Here is a 19,350-nt window from a genome sequence, read left to right on the forward strand (position 1 = left end):
CCCGGGACCACTCGCCCCCCCGCCGGCGGGGGGGGGCGGCCGGGGGGGGGCGGCCCCCGCTCGCCGCCTCGCACTTGATAAGTGCGCCGAATTCAGCACACTTGGTGCGGTGATGGCGGGAATCTGGCTCGACGCGCTCGACGACATCGCCCGCACGTGCCAGGAACACGGTCGGGGCGACCTGCTTCAGGCGGTTCGCCTCAAGCGCGCACACCTGCTCGATCCGACGTTGACCGTGCTCGTCGTCGGCGAACCGAACCAGGGGAAGAGCCAGCTGGTCAACGCGATCGTCAACGCGCCGGTCTGCCCGGTCGGTGACGGGACCACCACCGTCCTGCCGACGGTGCTGCGGCACGGCGAGGTCGCCTCGGCGACCGTCGTGCAGACGCCACTGCCGAGGCCGGGTACGCCGCCGGCCGCCGATCCGCCGGCCGTGCGACGAACACCGGTGCCGACCGACCAGATCGCCGCCGGAGTCGGTGGCAGCACCGGTCGGCTGCCCGGCGGCGGCCCCGCGTACATCGAGGTCGGCCTGCCGCGGGCGTTGCTCGGCGCGGGCGTGGTGCTCGTCGACATGCCGGGCGGCGGTGACGTCTCCGCCGTGGGTGCCGGCACCCCGGTCGCCGCCCTGGCCCGCGCGGACACCGTCCTGCTGGTCACCGACTCCACTCGGGACCTGTCGGTGAACGAGCTGAACATGCTGCTGCACCTCACCCGGTCGCACTCCAACGTGGCCGTGGTGCAGACCAAGACGGACCTGGTGCCGGACTGGCGGGCCGTGGCCGACCGCAACCGGCGGCACCTGGCCGACGCCGGGGTGCCGGTCCCGTTGATCCCGGTGTCCGCCGCGCTGCGCCTGCACGCCGCCGCCACCGACGACCACGCGCTCAACGCGGAATCCGGGTTCCCGGCGCTGATCGCCCTGCTCCGGCGGCAGCTGGCCGCCAAGCCCGACACCCTGGCCCGGGCCGCCGTGGTGCTGACCGCACGGACCGTGGTGGAGCAGCTCGCCGCGCCGCTGCGGGCGGAACTGACCGACCAGCGCTCGGCCGAAGAGTCCGCGCCGATGGCCCGGCTGCACGCGGCGCAACGCGAGGTCGACGAGCTGCGCCGGTGCGCCACCCGGTGGCAGAACACGTTGACCGACGAGATGGCCGATCTGATCTCCGACATCGAGCACGACCTGCGCGAGCGCACCCGGCAGATCCTGCGGATGGTCGACGAGGCGTTCGAGACCGCCGACCCCCTGGTGGCGTGGGACGCCGTCGCGCAGTGGCTGGAGCAGAGCCTCGTCGAGGCGGCCACGGCGAACCGGCGGTGGCTGGTCCAGCGGTGCGACTGGATCGCCCGACGGGTCGCCGAGTCATTCGCCCGGTACGGGCACGGGTCGCTGCCGCCGTGGCCGCTGACCGCCTCGGTGGAGTACGGCGCCACGGTGCCGGAACTGGAACGTCCCACCGTCGACCGGTTCACCGTCGGCCAGAAGGTGTTCACCGGCATGAAAGGCTCCTACGGCGGGTTGCTGATGTTCGGCCTGGCGCTGACGCTCGCCGGCCTACCCATGATCAACCCGATCTCGATCGGCGCCGGCGCCCTGTTCGGCGGCAAGAGCATCCGCGACGAGGGCAAACAGCTGCTGCGTCGCCGGCAGGCCACGGTCAAGGCGGCGGTGCAGCGGCACGTCGACGACTTCTTCATCCAGGTCAGCAAGGACAGCCGGGACGCGGCCCGCCGGGCGCAGCGGGTGCTGCGGGACCATTTCGCCGCGCTCACCGACGAGCTGCAGACCGCCATCATCGAGTCGCTGCGCAGCGCCAAGGAGGCGGCCGACACCGACGCGGCGGTCCGGGAGCGACGGCAACGCGAGATCCAGCAGCGGATGGTCCGCCTGGCCCAGCTGTACGAGCAGGCGCAGCAGGTCACCGCCGCCCGCCCGGCGTCACTGGCATGACCGGCGCGCGGCTGGACGCGGCGGTCCGGGACCTGCTGCACCGGGCGCTGCACGGCTACCGCGACAACCCCCGCGCCGCCGAGTCGCTGCGGCGTCAACTGGCCCGCTACGACCAGCCGCTGCGGGTCGCCGTCGTCGGTGGCTGGCGCAGCGGAAAATCGACGTTGCTCAACGCCCTGATGGGTGAGGAGGTGGCCCCGGTCGACGGGAGCGCCTTCACCTGGTACGAGGACGGGCCGCAGCCGGACGCCACCGGGTACTCCACGAGTCATCCGCCGCAGCGGCTGGCGGTGCTGCGCTCCGGCACAGGGATGCGGGTCGACCTCACCGGCTGGCGGGCCGGAGAGCTGCGCGACATCGTGGTGCGGTGGCCGGCCCGCTCGTTGCGGCAGGTGACCCTGCTGGACACCCCGGCGATCGGCGCTACCGACGAGCCGACTGCGGATCCGGTGCTGAACCGGGTGCTGCGGGAGACCGACGCGCTGCTGTACCTGACCCGCGACGCTCGGGGCACCGACCTGCGGACCCTGGCGGCGACCCGGGAGGGCGTCGTCGGGCAGGCGGCGCCGGTTCACACGATCATGGTGTTGTCCCGGGTGGACGAGTCCGGTGGTGGTCGGGTCGACGCGCTGCTCGGTGCCCGTCAGCTCGCCCGGCGGGCGCTGCGGGACCCGCACGTGGACGCGCTGTGCCTGACGGTGGTGCCGTGCAGCGGGTTGCTCGGCCTGGCCGGTCGAGTGCTCGGCGAAAGCGATTTCGCCGCGCTGGCGACCCTGTCCCGGGTGCCGCGTGCCGAGCTTGAGCCGTACCTCCTCTCCGCCGAACGGTTCGCCCGTGGCGAGCCACCGGCCGGGTTGGACGCGGCCACCCGTGGCGCGCTGCTGGAGCGACTCGGTGTGGTCGGGATCCGCCTGGCGACCACCCTCGTCCGCACCGGCTGCGACAACCGGGTGGCCCTGGCCGCCGAGCTGGTCCGGCGCAGCGGCCTCGGCGAGCTGCGCGAGTCCCTCAACCGCCTCTTCGTCGACCGCCGGCACGTGCTCAAGGCCCGGTCGACGCTGGTCGCGGTGGAGGCGCTGCTGCGCGACGAACCCGGTCCGGCCACCGGCGACCTGCTCGCCGCGCTGGAGCAGCTGCTCGCCGGTGCGCACGAGTTCGCCGAGTCGCGGCTGCTGGCGGCGCTGCGCGACGGCCGGCTCGGCCTCGACACCGAGCTGGCCGCCGAGGCACGGCGACTGGTCGGTGGGGACGGTGACGACCCGGCGGCCCGGCTCGGCATCGCCCCCGAAGCGACGCTGGCGTGGTTGTGGGAGACCGCCGCCGAGGCACGCTGGCGGTGGCGGGAACGGGCCGAGGACCCTGGACTCCCGTTGCCGCAGCGCCGCGGCGCGCAGGTGGTGGCCCGCAGCTGCGAGGGCCTGCTCGCCGACCTGGCCGCCGCCCACGCCCGCTAGTGCGGTGTCGAGGATACGTCTCACCGGGCCGGTCCGGGCGCAGCCGACGACCGGCCGCGTCGGGACCGGTACCCGGTCAGGCGGGTCGGGCCGGACCGTGCAGGCCGACCAGGCCGGGCACGGCGGCGCGGCCGAGTTCGCCGCCGGTGACCGGATCCTGCCAGCACACCGCCGCCCGCTGGCCCAGGTAGAGACGGGTGCCGTCGGCGCTGAGTACGAGTCCGCCGACCGGGTCGGCGGTCGCCCGCTCCGCGGTGACGGCGAGACCGGCCAGGTCGACGGTCCGCACGGCGTTGCCGGCACCGAGGAACAGCCGCTCGGCGGAGGCCGCCGCGTACGCCGGAGCACCACCGGCGGCGAGGGCGGCGACGCGGCGTACGGTCAGCTCCTCGGTGGAGATCTCCGCGACGGCGCCGGAGCCGGCGTCGGCGACGTAGAGCCGGCCACCGTCGGGGGTGATCGCCATGGTGTGGCCGTCCGCGCCGCCCTCCCCGAACGGGTGCGGCAGGTCCACGCAGTACGCCCACCGCTGCTCCAGGTGCAGGGTGTGGACGAAGGCGTGCACGTCGCGGCCCGGCCGGCCGCTGATCCGGTCCCGGGTGTGCTGGTGGTCGGGCTGGTGGGTGTAGAGCGTGTAGAGCACGGTTCGGTTCGGGGCCAGCACCGCCTGCCGTCCGTCGCCGCGCATCTCCTCCTCCGCGCCCGGCGGAACCGGCGTCTTGGCGCGGGTGAACAGCGGCCCGGCGATCCCGGTGGCGAGGTCGACCAGACGTACCCGGTAGCGGTCCGGTGCGGCCGGCGGCAGCCATTCCAGCACGAACAGTCCGGCCAGGTCGTGGGTGAACGCCTCCGGCACGACGGTGCCCGGCAGCCGCAACCGTTGCCGCACCCCGGCGGCGTCGGCGATCAACACGAGGGTCTCGTCGCGCCCGGCGGGACGGTCCCCGGTGGCGCTCAGGTGCTCGGTGGTCAACGCCAGCCGGGTGCCGTCGGTGGAGGTGGTCTGCGGCACCCACCGGCCCGGCAGCCGCACCCGCTCGGAGGCGTTGCCGCGGCCGGCGTCGACGCGCCACAGGAGGGTGTCGGCTCCGTCGGGCACGGCGGTCCACACCAGCCGCCCGTCGGCGGTGGCCACCCCGGCGCCGATCGACTGCCGGTCGGTGCCCCGCAACACCGTCAGGCCGCCGTCGAGGGTGACCAGGAGAGGGTCCGGTAGCGGGTCGGCGGCGGCCGGGGTCGGGGTCGGGGTCGGGTCGCAGCCGACCAGGGCGGCGGCTCCGGCCCCGGCCAGGGCGCCAAGCAGGGTACGCCGCGAGATCGTCGTGTTCGCCATCATGACCCGGTGACACCGCCGGAGCGGCCCGGGTTCCTTCTCGACCCGATGGAACCCGTTCGGCGTGGGCGGTGTCAGTAGTGGTGATCCCACCGGAGGTTGCCCTGGACGACGAGCAGTTCGTCACCCGCGCGCAGGCGGGTGACCTGGCGGCGTACGAGTCCCTGGTCGCCCGGCACACCGCGGCCGCGTACCGCACCGCGGTGCTGCTCGGCGCGGGCTCCGACGCCGAGGACGTCATCCAGGAGGCGTTCGTGAAGGGGTACCGCAAGCTCGACCGCTACCGCGGCGAATCGTCGTTCCGCTCCTGGCTGCTGGCGATCGTGGCCAACGAGACGCGCAACCTGCACCGCACCCGGCAGCGGCGCGACGGGCTGGTGCTGCGCGCGGCGCGGGTGGCACCGGGCTCGGAGATCGTCGAGGACGACGCCGTCGGCGCGCTCCTCGCCGGGGAACGCCGGGCCGCCCTCGTGCGGGCCCTGCGGTCGCTGCCCACCCGGGACCGGGAGGTCATCGTCTGCCGCTTCCTGCTGGACCTCAGCGAGGACGAGACGGTCACCATGCTGGGCTGGCCCCGGGGAACGGTGAAGTCGCGCACCTCGCGGGCGCTCGTGAAACTGCGTGGTCTGCTCGCCGTGGAGGAGGTCAGTCGTGGATGACCTGGAGCGGGAGCTGCGTGACCTGTCCGCCTGGCTGGCGACCCCCGAACCACCGGACGTCACGGCCGGAGTGCGCGCCCGGCTGGCCGCCGCACCGCCCGCCCGCGACGCGGGCCGACGGCGCTGGCGGTATGCGCTGGCAGCAGGCCTGGCCGCGTTGCTGGTGGCGGTGCTGCCGCCGGGACGGGCCGCGCTCGCCGACGCGATGGCGGGCCTGTTCCGCTTCGCCGGCGTCACCATCAGCAGCGCCCCGGTCGCGACGCCGCCGTCGGGCGTCCCGTCCCCGCCGCCGGGGCAGCGCTCCGCCACCCTCGACGAGGCGCGACGGCTGGTGCGCTTCCCGATCCGGACGCCGACCGTGCTGGGCCCACCCGAGCAGGCCCTGCTGGCCGACCCGGACGACACCGGCGGGCACCGGGTGGCGAGCCTGCTCTACCGGGCCGGCACCCTCCGCCTGGACATCTTCGACGGCCGCCTCGATCCGGTCTTCCTCAAGCAGGCCGGCGGGTCGGACACCGAGTGGACGCAGGTGGGTACGGCCCAGGCGATCTGGATCGACGGACCGCACCCGATCTCCTACACCGACCGCGACGGGGTCGTCCGCCAGGCGAGTGCCCGCCTCGCCGCCGCGACCCTGATCTGGGAGGACGCCGGGGTGACGTATCGGTTGGAAGGCAATCTGACCATGGCGGAGTCGGTCACGATCGCCACCACGCTCCAGTGACGCCGTACCCGCCGGTTTCGCGCTTCGTCATGGTCGACCGATGCTGACGACGAATTGCGGATGTAAGCGTGATCAACCATGGCGTCCGAGGTTCCTCGGGCGGGCCCGCCCGCCGGGATTCGGTATCACCTTCGTAACGGCCACACAACGATTCCTCCCCGACCGGGCCGGGTGACGGCACTCCGACTCCTACCGGGATTTTTCCGGGACCGAGATGAGAGCCGTCCGGTCGTCGGTGCCGTGCAGAGCAGCAACCGGACCAGCTACCGGACGATTCCGGCCCCTATGCGGGGCAGTGGTTGTTAGCGCGAACACGCTGTCACGCAGAGCCACCGTCGTGACCGCCCTGCTACCGCCGCCGACAAGACCTACTGACCAGCGAGGTCACCAACTCCGTCACTAGGTCACGGAAGTTTCGGAAACGTGTCTTGTTTTTTTCGGACAAGTCTGCGACCGTTTTGGCCGTCGGTGGCCTGGGTCACTCCGAGGTTGATCGCGATGCGACCGCGAGCCGAGCCCGGACCAGCGCCTGTCGACAGGAGACAACCCTTCGGCGTCGCCGCCGTGGTGCACGTTCCGGCCGGCGGCTCGTCCCAGGGGTGTCTCAGGTGGGCGGACTCGGCAGAGAGGAAGATTGATGAGGGCGAGAAAACTACTGGCTGTGTCGGTGGCCCTGGCAACCGGCGTCCTGGCGACGGCGGCCTGCGGCGGTGGCGACTCGGAGGGTCGCAACAGTGACGGCTCGGTCACGATGAGCTTCTGGCACAACGCCAGCACCGGCCCGGGCAAGGCCTTCTGGGAGAAGACCGTCGCCGACTTCGAGGCCGCGAACCAGAACGTGAAGATCGAGATCCAGTCGATCCAGAACGAGGACCTGGACGGCAAGCTGCAGACCGCGCTCAACTCCGGCGACGCACCCGACGTGTTCATGCAGCGCGGCGGCGGCAAGATGGCCGCGATGGTCAAGGCCGGCCAGCTGATGGACCTCACCGACTCGATCACCGACGACACCAAGAAGGTGATCTCCGAGGGGTCGTTCACCGCGCAGACGATCGAGGGCAAGGTCTACGCCATGCCCGTCGCGGTGCTGCCGGGCGGCTTCTTCTACAGCAAGGACCTGTTCGCCAAGGCGGGCATCGCCCAGCCGCCGGCCACCCTCACCGAGCTTCAGGACGCCGTGGCCAAGCTGAAGGCGGCGGACGTCCAGCCGATCGCGCTCGGCGCCAAGGACGCCTGGCCGGCCGCCTTCTACTACTACTTCTTCGCGCTGCGTGAGTGCAGCTCGGAGACCATCACCCAGGCCGGTCAGACGATGACCTTCGACGACCCCTGCTGGCTCAAGGCCGGCCAGGACGTGCAGAACTTCGCCGCGACCGAGCCGTTCAACAGCGGCTTCCTGACCACCTCGGCCCAGCAGGGTGCCGGCAGCTCCGCCGGTCTGCTCGCCAACAAGAAGGCGGCGATGGAACTGATGGGCGCCTGGAACCCCGGCGTCATCGCCTCCCTGACCCCCGACCAGAAGCCGCTGCCCGACCTGGGCTGGTTCCCCTTCCCCAGCATCGAGGGCGGCGCCGGTCAGCCCGGCGCGATCCTCGGTGGTGTCGACGGCTACTCCTGCTCGGCGCAGGCCCCCAAGGCCGAGTGCACCGCCTTCCTGAACTACATCGCGAAGACCGAGGTGCAGAAGGCCTACTACGAGGCGTTCAACGCGCCGCCGGTGAACAGCGAGGCGCAGGCCGCGGTCACCGAGCCGCACCTGCAGTCCATCCTGGCCGCCTACAACCAGGCGCCGTTCGTCTCGCAGTGGCTCGACACCGTCTACGGGCAGAACGTCGGCAACGCGCTGAACACGGCCGTGGTGAACATGCTGGCCGGTAAGGGGGACCCGCAGAGCATCGTCAACGCGGTCAAGGACGCCGCCAAGAGGGCGCAGTAGTCCAACCGCCATGTCTGAAACGCAACACGAGAGCGTACGGCTCGCGCCGGACCCGACCCCGGGTCTGACGAAGGTCGGGGGTGACACGCCGGTCGTGTCGCCCCCGGCCCGGCGCCGCCGGCGCAAGGGCATCGGCTGGGCCGCCCGGCTGGAAATCGCACTGATGACGGGGCCGACACTCATCGTGTTCCTGTCCTTCGTCATCCTTCCCGTGGCCATGGCCGCCTACTACGGCTTCTTCAGCTGGCAGGGGTACGGGCCCGCTGAGGACTTCGTCGGCCTCCGCAACTACCTGCTGATCTTCGAAGACAGCACCTTCATCGACGCCCTGCGGCACAACGGCATCATCGTGGTGCTGTCGCTGCTGCTGCAGGGACCGGCGGCCATCCTGCTCGCCCTGCTGCTGAACCGGCAGATGCGGGGGCAGACGCTGATCCGGGTGCTGGTCTTCATCCCGTACGTGATCGCCGAAGTGGTGGTCGGCACCGGCTGGAGCCTGATGCTGCACGGGGAGGGCGTGGTCAACGCCGTCCTCGGCAAGATCGGGCTCGACTGGTTGCAGAACGACTGGCTGGCCGACCCGAAGATCGCGATCTGGACGCTGATGGGCATCCTCACCTGGAAGTACATCGGCTTCGCCGTCATCCTCTTCCTCGCCGGGCTGCAGGGCATTCCGGAGGAGCTGACGGAGGCCGCGGCGATCGACGGCGCGTCGTACTGGCAGATCCAGCGACGCATCACGCTCCCGCTGCTCGGGCCGACGATCCGCATCTGGGCCTTCCTGTCGATGATCGGCGCCCTGCAACTGTTCGACCTGGTCTACATCATCTGGGGCCAGTACGTGGCGGCGACCGCCGGGACGTCGACGATGGCCACCTACATGGTGGCCAACGGACGGAACGCGGGAGAGTACGGGTACGGCAACGCGGTAGCCGTGGTGCTGTTCTTCATCTCGCTCTTCGCCGCGCTGCTCTACCAGCGGTTCATCCTGCGCCGGGACACCGAGGGCGCGATCACCGGAGGGAGGCGCTGATGGCCGTGACCGCCGTAGCCGGACGCCGGGCACCGCGCAGGTCGTCCCGGTCGAGGAAGCCGTTCAGCTGGACGGACCCGTCGGTGTACTTCGTCGCGCTGCTGCTCATCGCGACGATGCTGGCCCCGGTCGTCTACATCATCCTGGGTGGCTTCCGGACCAACGCGGAGATCACCACCGACCCGGCCGGGCTGCCCACCACCTGGCAGACCCAGAACTACCTCGACGTGCTGACCGGCAGCACCTTCTGGCAGCAGGTCGCCAACTCCACGATCGTGGCCCTGGCCACCACGGCCGGGGTGGTCACGCTAGGTCTGATGACCAGCTTCATCATCGCGCGTTACCGATTCTGGGGGCGGGGGGCGATGTACGCGCTGTTCGCCGCCGGTCTGATGTTCCCGCTGACCGTGGCGATCACCCCGCTGTACATCCTGGTCAAGACCCTCGGGCTGATGAACACGCTGCCGGGGGTGATCCTGCCGCAGATCGGGTTCGGCATCCCGCTGACCATCATCATCCTGGTCCCGTTCGTCCGGGCGATCCCCGACGAGATCCAGGAGGCCGCCTCGATCGACGGTTGCAGCCGACTCGGCTTCTTCTGGCGGATGGTGCTGCCGCTGGCCATGCCGGGCGTCATCACCGTGGCCATCCTGACCTTCATCCAGAGTTGGAACGGCTACCTGCTGCCGCTGTTCATCCTGAACCGGGAGGAGACCTTCACGCTGCCCCTCGGCGTGCAGGCCTTCGCCTCGGAGTACTCGGTCGACACGGCGAAGGTCCTGGCGTTCACGTCCCTGTCGATGATCCCGGCACTGGTGTTCTTCAGCCTGTTCCAACGCCGGATCGTCGGCGGGCTGACCGGCGCCGTGAAGGGCTGATCCGTCAGCGGACGCGGCAACAACTCCTCGGCGCGCCCGGCCGCCCCGGTCCCAGACTCAGGTCTGACCGAGGCGAGCCGGGCGCGTCGGTGTGTCCGGCGGCCCACCAGTGCGGCGCGTGCTACATCCGGCCCTGCAGGACCGTGCCCATCCGCAGGGCGACCTCCTTGCGCCGATCCGAGTCACCGATGTCGGCCTTGATGCCGCAGAACTCCCCGTTGCCGCACGGGAACCACAGCTCGCCGTGCGTGTCGTCGTAGACGGCACCGTCGGCGGATCCGCTCACCGGCTCCCCGATCTCGGCCACCGCCTCGTACTCGTCCCTGGGCAGGACCGTGGCGTGCAGCGCCTGCCCGCCCGAGGTCGCCGTCCAGACGCAACCACCGAGCTGGTAGTCGTGCTGGCCGCCGTCGTGGGCCCCGATCGCGTCCGCGACCTCGTCGGTGGTGAGGCGTGCACACTCCTCGCCCTCCGGCTCGGTCAGGGAATCTGCCGCGTCGTCGGCGGTCCGGGCGTCGCCCGGCTTGTCGCCCGGCGTCGAGGAACCTGTGCCCGCGTCACCCCCGCACGCCACGAGCGTGGCGAGCGCCGCACCGACGATCGCGGCCTTTACCAGCCTGCTGAGGATCTCCATAGGTCATCCCTCCGCCGCGGCACCGCTTGCCGCCGATGACCAACTCCAGCACGACCGGCCGAGACTTGAATCGGTGGATTCCCTCGGCTTAACCGCCGTCGTCCCGCGGTGACGCGGGGTCAGTTGGCGGGCGGGACGGCCAGCATGGCCAGCGGCACGTGGTGCTGGCCGGCGTGGATGTCGCGGTCGCGCAGGCCGCCCTGCACCACCTGCCTCGGGTAGCTGATCTTCACGACGTTCAGCGAGGGAATCCGGAAGAACTGGACGTCCGCCGCCTCGACGCCGTAGAGGCGGGCGATCACCGAGGCGTCCAGGAACGACGGATCGGCGAGGACGGCGTAGGCGTCGGCATCCCGGGCGAAGATCTCCATCGTCACCCAGAACGGCCCGGCGTTCTTCGACCGAACCTCCAGCGCGAGATCGGCGACCACGGTCATCGGTTGTCCTCCAGGCAGACGCGGAACAGGCTGGTCGGCGACGACACCTCGACGACGTGGTTGAGCGCGAACTCGTACACCGGTCCCCGTTCCGTCTCGGCCGGTGAGGTGGCGAATGCGAGGCTGGGCAGATAGTCCAGGTCCGGCGTGGGCAGGTGCAGCATCAGCGGGTTGGCGACCTTCGCGACCGCCGTCGCGGTCGCCTGGTCCGCCGCGTGGACCAGGAGCATCACGCCCACCTCGCGAGGCGGCCCGGTGGCCGGGTCGAGGTCACCGAGGACCGCGTCGTACCCGTAGCGGCGGATGTCGAAGCTGTAGTCGCCCTCGGCCAGCCCGATGGTCCCGGACACCCACTCGATGATCATCTTGCGGAGCAGGGCGGTCCAGGTGTCGATCTGGCCGAGGATGTGCGGATCCCGGATCGCGGTGAACGACATCGTCTCGTACCCGGTGATCCGCGCGCCCTCCAGCTTGATGGTGTGCTGCGCGGCCGGCGCGAACCGGGAGCCCTCGACGCGCACGCGGCGCTCGTCCAGGGCCCGGTAGATCGCGTCGCCCACCTCGATGGTGCCGGCGGGCTCGCGCATGCTGAACGGGTTGACCGTCTCGTAGAGCATGTGCGCCGCGACCGAGGTGGGCGTGCAGGCGTTGCTCGCGTCGAGCGGCTCGATGGTGAAGCCGGTGGGGTCGACAGTGGCCAGGACGCCGCCGGCGCGCGGGTTCGTGGTGCACTGCCCGCCGCACTCGACGATCTTCGCGGCGTGCCACACAGGCCCGGCCGGCATGCCCTTGAGCAGCGGATAGGCGGCTGCCACCGCGGTGTCGGTGGCCCGTCCGGCGAGGACCACATCGGCACCGGCGGTCAGGGCCGCGGCGATCGGTTCATGGCCCATCATCCCGACGATGTTGGTGCAGCTCTCCAGGGTCGCCCGGTCGAGGTCGCCGGCCGGCGGGAGGGGGCGGATCCGGTCCAGATCGAGGTCGGCCGCCTGCTGCGAGCTGTAGATCGTCGCCAGCCGCAACTGCAGGCCCTCCTCGGTGAGGATCTCGCGAGTGATGCCGGCGACCCAGTCGACGCCGGCGTCGGTGCCGCTGGTGCCGCACGAGCCGACGACCAGCGGGATGCCGGCCGTGGCCGCCGCCCGCAGCAGCAGGCGCAGGTCGCGAGCGACCGCGGCGCGGGCGGTCTTGGCCGTACCGGCACCGAGATAGTAGGGCCCGGAGTCGGTCGAGCCACCGTCCACGGCGATCACGTCGGCGCCGAGGGCCAGGCCGCGATCGACGGTCTCGGGCGGGAAGCCGGCGCCGAGCATGCCGACCGGCACGAGGATGCGTACGGAATCAGCAGTGGTGACCATCGTTCCTCACTTCTTGGCGATCGCTCGGCCGGCCTGCCGGCCGGAGAACAGGCAGCCGCCCAGGAAGGTGCCCTCCAGGGCGCGGTAGCCGTGCATGCCACCGCCGCCGAAGCCGCTGGCCTCGCCGGCGGCGTACAGGCCGGGCACCGGCTGGCCGGCAGCGTCCAGGACCCGCCCGTCGAGGTCGGTGTGCAGGCCACCGAGCGTCTTGCGGGTGAGCACGTGCAGGCGTACGGCGATCAGCGGGCCGGCCTTCGGGTCGAGGATCCGGTGCGGCGGGGCGGTCCGCATCAGCCGGTCGCCCCGGTAGTTCCGGAAGTTCCGGATGGCGGCGATCTGCAGGTCCTTGGTGAACGGGTTGTGCAGTTGCCGGTCCCGCGCCTCGACCACCCGCCGCACCTCGGCCGGGTCCAGCAGTGGGGTCTCCGTGAGCGCGTTCATCCCGTCGACCAGATCATCTAGGTCAGCGGCCACCACGAAGTCCGCACCGCGGCGCTTGAACGCCTCGACCGGCGCCGGCGCGCCGGCCCGGACCCGACCCAGCACCTGGCGGACGCTGCGGCCGGTCAGGTCCGGGTTCTGTTCCGAACCGGACAGCGCGAACTCCTTCTCGATGATCTTCTGGGTCAGCACGAACCAGCTGTGGTCGTACCCGGTGGACCGCAGACGGGCGAGGGTACCGAGGGTGTCGAATCCGGGCGAGAGTTCGGCGGGCAACCGCTGCCCACGGGCGTCCAGCCAGATCGAGGAGGGTCCGGGCAGGATGCGGATACCGTGCGCGTGCCAGACCGGATCCCAGTTCTGCACGCCCTCCACGTAGTGCCACATCCGGTCGGGGTTGATGACGGTGCCGCCGGCCGCCTCGGCGATGCCGATCATCCGGCCGTCCACGTGGGCCGGAACCCCGGAGATCATCCGGGCCGGCGGCACGCCGAGCCGCTGCGGCCAGTTGCGCCGGACCAGGTCGTGATCGCCGCCGATGCCGCCGGAGGTCACCACCACCACGGGCGCGGAGAGCTCGAAGTCCGCGACGGCCGTGCGGCCGCTGGCGACGCCGCGCCGCGCGCTGCTCGGTTCGAGGATCTTTCCGCGTACGCCGGAGACGGCACCGTTGGTGCGGACGATCTCGTCGACCCGGTGCCGGAACCGGAACCCCGCCTTCCCGGCCCGGGCCCTGGCGATGAACGGCTCCAGCAGGCCCGGCCCGGTCCCCCAGGTGATGTGGAAGCGGGGCACGGAGTTGTTGGCACGCTCCGCCCAGCCGACGATCGGGAACAGTCTGATGCCGAGTTGGCGTAGCCAGGCCCTTTTCTCCCCGGCGGCGAAGTCGACGTACGCCTCGGCCCAGCGCCGGGGCCACTCGTCCTCGGGCCGGTCGAACCCGGCGTTGCCCAGCCAGTCCGCCCAGGCCAGCTCGCGCGAGTCGCGGATGCCCATCCGGCGCTGCTCGGGCGAGTCGACCAGGAACAGGCCACCGAACGACCAGAACGCCTGGCCGCCGAGGCTGCGCTCGGACTCCTGGTCGAGCAGGAGGACACGGTGGCCGGCGGCCACGAGTTCGGCGGTGGTGACGAGCCCGGCCAGGCCGGCCCCGACAACGATCACGTCAGCGGTCATCTTCTCTGCTCCGGGTCGATCAGGTGGGCGTTGACGGAGGTCCGCGGATCACCGGCCAGCGCGGCGACCAGCTCGCGGGCGCCGCACAGGCCCGCGTCGCGGCGGGCCTCGGTGGTCTGGCCAGCCATGTGCGAGTAGACGGTGATGCCGTCGACGCCGCGCAGCACACTGTCGGCGGGCAGCGGTTCGACGTCCACCACGTCGAGGGCCGCCCCGGCGATCCGACCGGACCGGACCGCCTCGGCCAGGGCGGCCACGTCGACGATCGGCCCGCGTGCCGTGTTGATCAGGTGAGCCGTCGGCTTCATCCGGGCCAGTGCCGCCGCGTCGATCAGGTGCCGGGTACGCGGGGTCAGCGCGGTGTGGATCGACACGTAGTCGGCGTCGCGGAGCAGGTTCTCCAGGGGAACGTCGTGGCCCAGCACCGTCATGCCGAACGCCTCGGCGAGTGGTCGCACCCGTTGGGCCACCGCGCCCCGGCCGATCAGGCCGAGGATCCTGCCGCGCAACTCGTGCCCGTCCCTGCGCGGCCAACCACCAGCCGCGACCCCGGCCGCCATCGGGACCAGGTGCCGCGCCTGGGCCAGCAGCAGCGCGACGGTGTACTCGGCGACCGCGTTGGCGTTGATGCCGGGCAGGTTGCTGACGCTGATGCCGAGGCGGGTGGCGGCCGGTACGTCCACCGAGTCGTACCCGACGCCGGTGCGCACGACCACCCGCAGTCGGGGTGACGCCGCCAGCACCTGCGCGGTCACCGGCTCGTTGGCGATCAGCGCGCCGTCGACGTCGGCGAGCGCGGCGATCAGGTCCGCCGGCCGACGCGGGCCGCGCATCGGGTCGTGCCGGGTGGTGAAGCCCTGGCCGGTGAGGTAGGCGTCCACCTCGTCACCCGGGCTCAGGTAGTCGGTGGTGATCAGGATGGTCGGCATCGGCACTCTCTCAGCTGGTGCGGGCGGGGGTCGTCGCGCGGGCCCGCTCCAGGCGGGCCAGCCGGATCACCACGATGGCCGCGAGCGTGGCCAGCACGGCGATGTCGAGCAGCATCCAGGTCCAACCGACGAGGTCGACCGCCGCGCCGACCAGTGCCGGCCCGGCGAAGCCGCCCAGGTACCAGGTGACCGCGTAGAGCCCGGTGTAGGCGCCGAGCATCCGGCTGGACGGGGCCAGGTTCCACAACGCGACCGCCGCGTTGATCAGGAATCCGGCGGCGCCCATGGCGGCGAGGCAGAACAGCACGACCGTGCCGGCGGGGGTCCGCACGACGGCGCCGGCCGCGAGCGCCCCGGCGAAGACGGCGATGCCGATCAGGATCACCCGCAGCCGGCCGAAACGCTCGGCCGCCAGCGCGGCCGGATAGGCCGCGATCAGGTACGCGACGCCGCTGGGCAGGGTGAGTCCGCCGGCCTCACCGCGGGTCAGGCCCAGCACCTCCATGCCGTACGGGGTCATCAGCGACCGGGAGGCGAACCAGGCGCCGCCGAAGAGGAAGACGGTGAGCAGCAGGAGCACCCGCCGCCGGTCGTGGCTGGTGACGAGTTCGGTGACGACCCGCCACAGCGGCGATCTCGTCTCGCCGGCGCCGGCGGTCGCGTCCTCGGCCACCGCGGCCCGATAGGCCGGGGACCGGCTGTCGCGCACCTTGGTGATCATCACGGCGGTGGCGACCAGCATGATCGCCGCCGGGATGACGAAGGCCGCCCGGGGATGGTCGTCCACCACCAGGAGGCTGATCAGTGACGCCACGATGATGGTGAGCGACGTGGCGATCTTGACGACGGCGTTGGTCCGGCCACGACGCCGCGGCGCGACGAAGTCCGGGGTCAGCGCCTCGGCGAGCGGTCGCATGGAGTTCGCGACGAGCGCGTAGGCGACCATCACCGCGACCAGCGTGACCAGCGAGGTGGTCCAGGGCAGCAGCAGGAAGAACAGCGCCCCGAGTGGCATGCCCACCGCCAGGTACGGGATGCGCCGTCCCCACCGGGTCCGGGTGTTGTCGGAACGGTTGCCGATCCAGGGCTGGATGAAGATCCCCAGCAGGTTGTCCATGCCCATCAGCACGCCGACGAGCGCGGCGCTGGTGACGTGCTCGCGCAGCAGGACGGGTACCTGGTTGTCGTAGAAGTTCCAGGTCGACTCCTGCGCGAACAGCGCGAGCGCGATGAAGAAGGTGATCTTTCGATACGACACCTCGTCGCGGATTTTCATTTCGGCCATGTCGCCTCCACGTAACGTGTGCCGCGTCACGCTAGTTTGCTATAGCAAGTTCGTCAACAGTCGCGTGCAGCTTTTGCGATGGCATGCGTTAGGGTGTGGCCATGACAGTGACCGAGACGCTCGGCGACCAGGCGTACCGTCAGGTCCGCGCCGCCATCGCCGCCGGTGAACTCGCACCGGGAGCGAAGGTGACCGAGCGCGGGCTGGCCGAACGCCTGTCGATCAGCCCCACCCCGGTCCGCGAGGCGCTGCGGCGGTTGGAGTCCGACGGGCTGATCGAGCGGATCGGACCACGGACCGTGCAGGTCGCCGAGATCCGGGACGCCGCCATCGACGACCTCGCCGAGGTCGAGGTCGGACTACGCGGACTGGTCGCCCGGTTCGCCGCCCGGCACGCCACGGCAGACCAGCTCGACACCCTCGACGAGATCCTCGACCGGGCCGACGACCTGCTGATCCTGCTCAAGGAGCGGCGTGCCCAGGGCTTGCCGACCGAGCGGCACCTCACCGCGTTGCTCGACACGATGCTGGAGTTCAACGAGACGGTGAACGCCTGCGCCCACAATCCGGTCCTCGTCCGGATGCTCGACCAGAGCCGGGTGTTCACCCGTCCGCAGCGACGGGAGCTGCTCCTGGAGCGGGTCGCCGCGGACGACACCTTCGGTCTGGAGCGTTACACCAGCCATCGCGCCCTGGTCCGGGCGCTACGGGCCGGCGACTCCGCCGCCGCCGAACGCATCGCCATCGCCGACTCGCAGGGCGGCCTCGACGCACTGCGGAGGAGCCGATGAACCACCGGATCGCCGTCATCCCCGGCGACGGCATCGGCAAGGAGGTCGTACCGGCCGGAATCGAGACCCTGGAGGCGACCGCCGGGCGCTTCGGTCTGCGGCTGGAATTCACCGACTTCGGCTTCGCCAGCGCCGACTACTGGCAGCGGCACCAGCGGATGCTGCCGCCGGACTGGGAGCAGACGCTACGCGCCTTCGACGCCATCTTCTTCGGCGCGGTCGGCTGGCCCACGGTGGTGCCCGACCACATCTCGCTCTGGGGCAGCCTGCTCCAGTTCCGGCGGACCTTCGACCAGTTCGTGAACCTGCGCCCGTGCCGACTCATGCCCGGCGTCCGCAGTCCCCTCGCCGACCGCGAGCCCGGCGAGATCGACTTTCTGGTGGTCCGCGAGAACACCGAAGGTGAATACTCCAGCGTCGGCGGACGCATCTTCGAGGGCACCGACCGGGAGACCGTGCTCCAGGAGACGGTGATGACCCGGGTCGGCGTCGACCGGGTCCTGCGATTCGCCTTCGAGCAGGCGCAGAGCCGCCCCAAACAGCACCTCACCTCGGCGACCAAGAGCAACGGCATCGCCATCTCGATGCCGTACTGGGACGAGCGGGTGGCCGCGATGAGCCAGCGGTTTCCCCGCGTACGGGTCGACAAGTTCCACATCGACGCCCTCGCCGCCCAGTTCGTGCTGCACCCCGAATGGTTCGACGTGGTGGTCGCCAGCAACCTCTTCGGCGACATCCTCTCCGACCTCGGCCCGGCCTGCACCGGCACACTCGGCATCGCGCCGAGCGCCAACATCAACCCCGACCGCCGTCACCCGAGCCTCTTCGAGCCGGTACACGGCTCCGCACCGGACATCGCCGGTCAGGGCATCGCCAACCCGATCGGCCAGATCTGGTGCGGCTCGATGATGCTCGACCACCTCGGTCACCCCGAGGCCGCCGCCCACCTCCTCGGTGCCGTCGAGGATGTCCTGGCGCTCGGGCCGAAGGAGTCGCCGCTCACCCCGGACCTGCACGGCATCGGTACCACGGCCGAACTGGGAAACGCGATCGCCGAGCGCGTCCGCGAGCGCTGAAGCACGCCCGGCCGTAGCGCCGCCGCCATGGATCACGGACCCTGAGCCGACGGTCGAGTGTGGTCTCAGTGCGCGATCAGCCCGCCGACCGGGACCGGCGCGACGTGCCCGGTCGCCGGGCGCGTCTGCGCCAGGGCGAGGCCGACGTCCACGAGGGAGGATCGGCGCAACTGCACCACATCCGGTAGCGGGATCCAGGCCGGCTCGGCAGTCGCACCGTTCGGCTCCGGCCGAAGGACCCCTCCCGTGATGCGGACCTGGTAGAAAATGCCCACGTTCTGGTGCTCGCGTCCGGACCGCGCCTCGGCGGCGGGAATCACCCTGGAGTCCACGCCCAGCAGACGGTCGACCACCGCGCCGCAGCCGGTCTCCTCGGCAACCTCCCGGAGCACCGCATCGAACGGATCCTCCGCGTGCTCGACCCGGCCGCCCGGAAGGGACCAGGTCGTCTCGCCCGACGGCGCCACACACCGGACGAGCAGCACCCGCTCTGCGTCGACGCACACGGCGTAGGCGGCCAGCCGGAAACTCATCCCGGCACGGGTCCCCGTGCGCGGCCCCGGGACGCCGACCACGCCACCACGCTGCTCATACGCTGGCGAGCAGCGCGTCGAGCGGCTGCGGCACGGTGTCCCGGGCGACGGCGGCCTCGACGAGCAGCCGGGCGTAGCGCAGGTTGCGGCGCGAACTGCTGCGCAGGAACCGCCACAGCTGCGCCTCGGGATCCCGACCACGCCAGGCGGGCTGGCTCTGGAACCCACGGAACAGCCGCAGGTCGCCCTGAGCCTCGAAGAGGGCTTCGACGGCCGGGTTGCCGACCGCCCGGATCAGCTCGTCCTCCAGGTCGTCGACGCAGACGAAGAAGCCGAGCTGCGCCAGGTCGGTACGGGTGCGGGGCGTACCGACGCCCGCCTCGGTCAGCCCGCGCCGGAAGATCTCCTCCTCCCGCAGGTCGCAGAGACCGGCGAGGCGTAAGCCGGCGCCCGGCGGGCCCAACCTGGTCAGGAAGCGACCGATCGCGTGGGCGCCGCCGATCGGCACGATGACGATCCGCTCGGCGTCGAGATCGCGACCACGGGCGGCCGCCAAGGTCTCCAGGGCGATCTGGTCGCTGATGCCCTCGACGAGCACCACGGCCTCGGCGGACTCGGCCCGGGCCAGCGCGCGGGCGGTGGCCCGCATCGAGGCGGCGTTACCACCCAACGGCCCGTCGAGGCCGATCCGGGGCGGCTCGCGGCGCGAGGTGACATCCATT

General features: G+C 71.6%; 18 protein-coding genes. 9 read left to right on the forward strand and 9 right to left on the reverse strand.

What is annotated here, in order from left to right; genetic code table 11:
* Nucleotides 1–112: 112 nt before the first annotated feature.
* Nucleotides 113–1,951, forward strand: coding sequence for a dynamin family protein (locus V5O40_RS16825; RefSeq protein WP_332906323.1), 1,839 nt, complete (start codon nt 113–115; stop codon nt 1,949–1,951).
* A complete protein-coding gene (locus V5O40_RS16830; protein ID WP_332906324.1) occupies nt 1,948–3,405 on the forward strand; it encodes a hypothetical protein in 1,458 nt (485 codons plus the stop codon). The genes V5O40_RS16825 and V5O40_RS16830 overlap by 4 nt, the downstream gene beginning before the upstream one ends.
* Nucleotides 3,406–3,481: 76 nt before the next feature.
* Here V5O40_RS16830 and V5O40_RS16835 read toward each other — a convergent pair whose 3' ends face one another.
* Nucleotides 3,482–4,738, reverse strand: coding sequence for a YncE family protein (locus V5O40_RS16835; RefSeq protein ID WP_332906325.1), 1,257 nt, complete (start codon nt 4,736–4,738; stop codon nt 3,482–3,484).
* An 80-nt stretch (nt 4,739–4,818) separates the two neighbouring features.
* Here V5O40_RS16835 and V5O40_RS16840 point away from each other — a divergent pair, with 80 nt between their 5' ends.
* From V5O40_RS16840 to V5O40_RS16860, 5 genes are all read left to right on the forward strand, one after another.
* On the forward strand, nt 4,819–5,397 hold the full coding sequence (locus V5O40_RS16840; protein WP_408631898.1) for an RNA polymerase sigma factor: 579 nt from the start codon (nt 4,819–4,821) through the stop codon (nt 5,395–5,397).
* The gene (locus V5O40_RS16845; RefSeq protein ID WP_332906326.1) at nt 5,390–6,121 is read left to right on the forward strand and encodes a hypothetical protein; all 732 of its coding nucleotides are present in this window, start codon (nt 5,390–5,392) and stop codon (nt 6,119–6,121) included. Before V5O40_RS16840 ends, V5O40_RS16845 begins: the two co-directional genes overlap by 8 nt.
* Before the next feature lie 637 nt (nt 6,122–6,758).
* Nucleotides 6,759–8,057, forward strand: coding sequence for an extracellular solute-binding protein (locus tag V5O40_RS16850; protein ID WP_332906327.1), 1,299 nt, complete (start codon nt 6,759–6,761; stop codon nt 8,055–8,057).
* 10 nt (nt 8,058–8,067) lie between these two features.
* Complete coding sequence (locus V5O40_RS16855; RefSeq protein ID WP_332906328.1) at nt 8,068–9,090, forward strand: carbohydrate ABC transporter permease; 1,023 nt, start codon at nt 8,068–8,070, stop codon at nt 9,088–9,090.
* Nucleotides 9,090–9,968, forward strand: coding sequence for a carbohydrate ABC transporter permease (locus V5O40_RS16860; protein WP_332906329.1), 879 nt, complete (start codon nt 9,090–9,092; stop codon nt 9,966–9,968). The genes V5O40_RS16855 and V5O40_RS16860 overlap by 1 nt, the downstream gene beginning before the upstream one ends.
* Before the next feature lie 121 nt (nt 9,969–10,089).
* Here the strand turns inward: V5O40_RS16860 and V5O40_RS16865 are convergent, their stop codons facing one another.
* The 6 genes from V5O40_RS16865 to V5O40_RS16890 all read right to left on the reverse strand — a co-directional run bounded on the left by V5O40_RS16865 (nt 10,090) and on the right by V5O40_RS16890 (nt 16,228).
* Nucleotides 10,090–10,602, reverse strand: a complete 513-nt coding sequence (locus tag V5O40_RS16865) for a hypothetical protein (protein WP_332906330.1) — start codon at nt 10,600–10,602, stop codon at nt 10,090–10,092.
* Between the two features lie 119 nt (nt 10,603–10,721).
* Nucleotides 10,722–11,039 (reverse strand): DUF4387 domain-containing protein, encoded by a 318-nt coding sequence (locus V5O40_RS16870; protein WP_281581345.1) that lies wholly within the window; start codon nt 11,037–11,039, stop codon nt 10,722–10,724.
* Nucleotides 11,036–12,397 (reverse strand): acyclic terpene utilization AtuA family protein, encoded by a 1,362-nt coding sequence (locus V5O40_RS16875; RefSeq protein ID WP_332906331.1) that lies wholly within the window; start codon nt 12,395–12,397, stop codon nt 11,036–11,038. The genes V5O40_RS16870 and V5O40_RS16875 overlap by 4 nt, the downstream gene beginning before the upstream one ends.
* Nucleotides 12,398–12,403: 6 nt before the next feature.
* The gene (locus V5O40_RS16880; protein ID WP_332906332.1) at nt 12,404–14,014 is read right to left on the reverse strand and encodes an FAD-binding dehydrogenase; all 1,611 of its coding nucleotides are present in this window, start codon (nt 14,012–14,014) and stop codon (nt 12,404–12,406) included.
* The gene (locus V5O40_RS16885) at nt 14,011–14,943 is read right to left on the reverse strand and encodes a phosphoglycerate dehydrogenase (protein WP_332906333.1); all 933 of its coding nucleotides are present in this window, start codon (nt 14,941–14,943) and stop codon (nt 14,011–14,013) included. The genes V5O40_RS16880 and V5O40_RS16885 overlap by 4 nt, the downstream gene beginning before the upstream one ends.
* Before the next feature lie 10 nt (nt 14,944–14,953).
* Nucleotides 14,954–16,228 carry an MFS transporter gene (locus V5O40_RS16890; protein ID WP_332906334.1) on the reverse strand — a complete coding sequence of 425 codons (1,275 nt, stop codon included), beginning with the start codon at nt 16,226–16,228 and terminating at the stop codon, nt 14,954–14,956.
* 101 nt (nt 16,229–16,329) lie between these two features.
* On the opposite strand from V5O40_RS16890, the gene V5O40_RS16895 reads away from it, so the two are divergent.
* Both V5O40_RS16895 and V5O40_RS16900 read left to right on the forward strand, forming a co-directional pair.
* Entirely contained in the window at nt 16,330–17,019 is a 690-nt protein-coding gene (locus V5O40_RS16895) for a GntR family transcriptional regulator (RefSeq protein WP_332906335.1), read from the forward strand.
* Nucleotides 17,016–18,095, forward strand: coding sequence for a tartrate dehydrogenase (locus V5O40_RS16900; protein ID WP_332906336.1), 1,080 nt, complete (start codon nt 17,016–17,018; stop codon nt 18,093–18,095). Before V5O40_RS16895 ends, V5O40_RS16900 begins: the two co-directional genes overlap by 4 nt.
* 65 nt (nt 18,096–18,160) lie before the next feature.
* Here V5O40_RS16900 and V5O40_RS16905 read toward each other — a convergent pair whose 3' ends face one another.
* Both V5O40_RS16905 and V5O40_RS16910 read right to left on the reverse strand, forming a co-directional pair.
* Nucleotides 18,161–18,628, reverse strand: coding sequence for an NUDIX hydrolase (locus V5O40_RS16905; RefSeq protein ID WP_332906337.1), 468 nt, complete (start codon nt 18,626–18,628; stop codon nt 18,161–18,163).
* A gap of 55 nt (nt 18,629–18,683) precedes the next feature.
* On the reverse strand, nt 18,684–19,349 hold the full coding sequence (locus tag V5O40_RS16910) for an ATP-dependent endonuclease (RefSeq protein WP_332906338.1): 666 nt from the start codon (nt 19,347–19,349) through the stop codon (nt 18,684–18,686).
* Nucleotide 19,350 lies beyond the last annotated feature (1 nt).

Origin of the sequence: Micromonospora palythoicola, assembly GCF_036689795.1 — a bacterium.
GTDB lineage: Bacteria > Actinomycetota > Actinomycetes > Mycobacteriales > Micromonosporaceae > Micromonospora > Micromonospora palythoicola.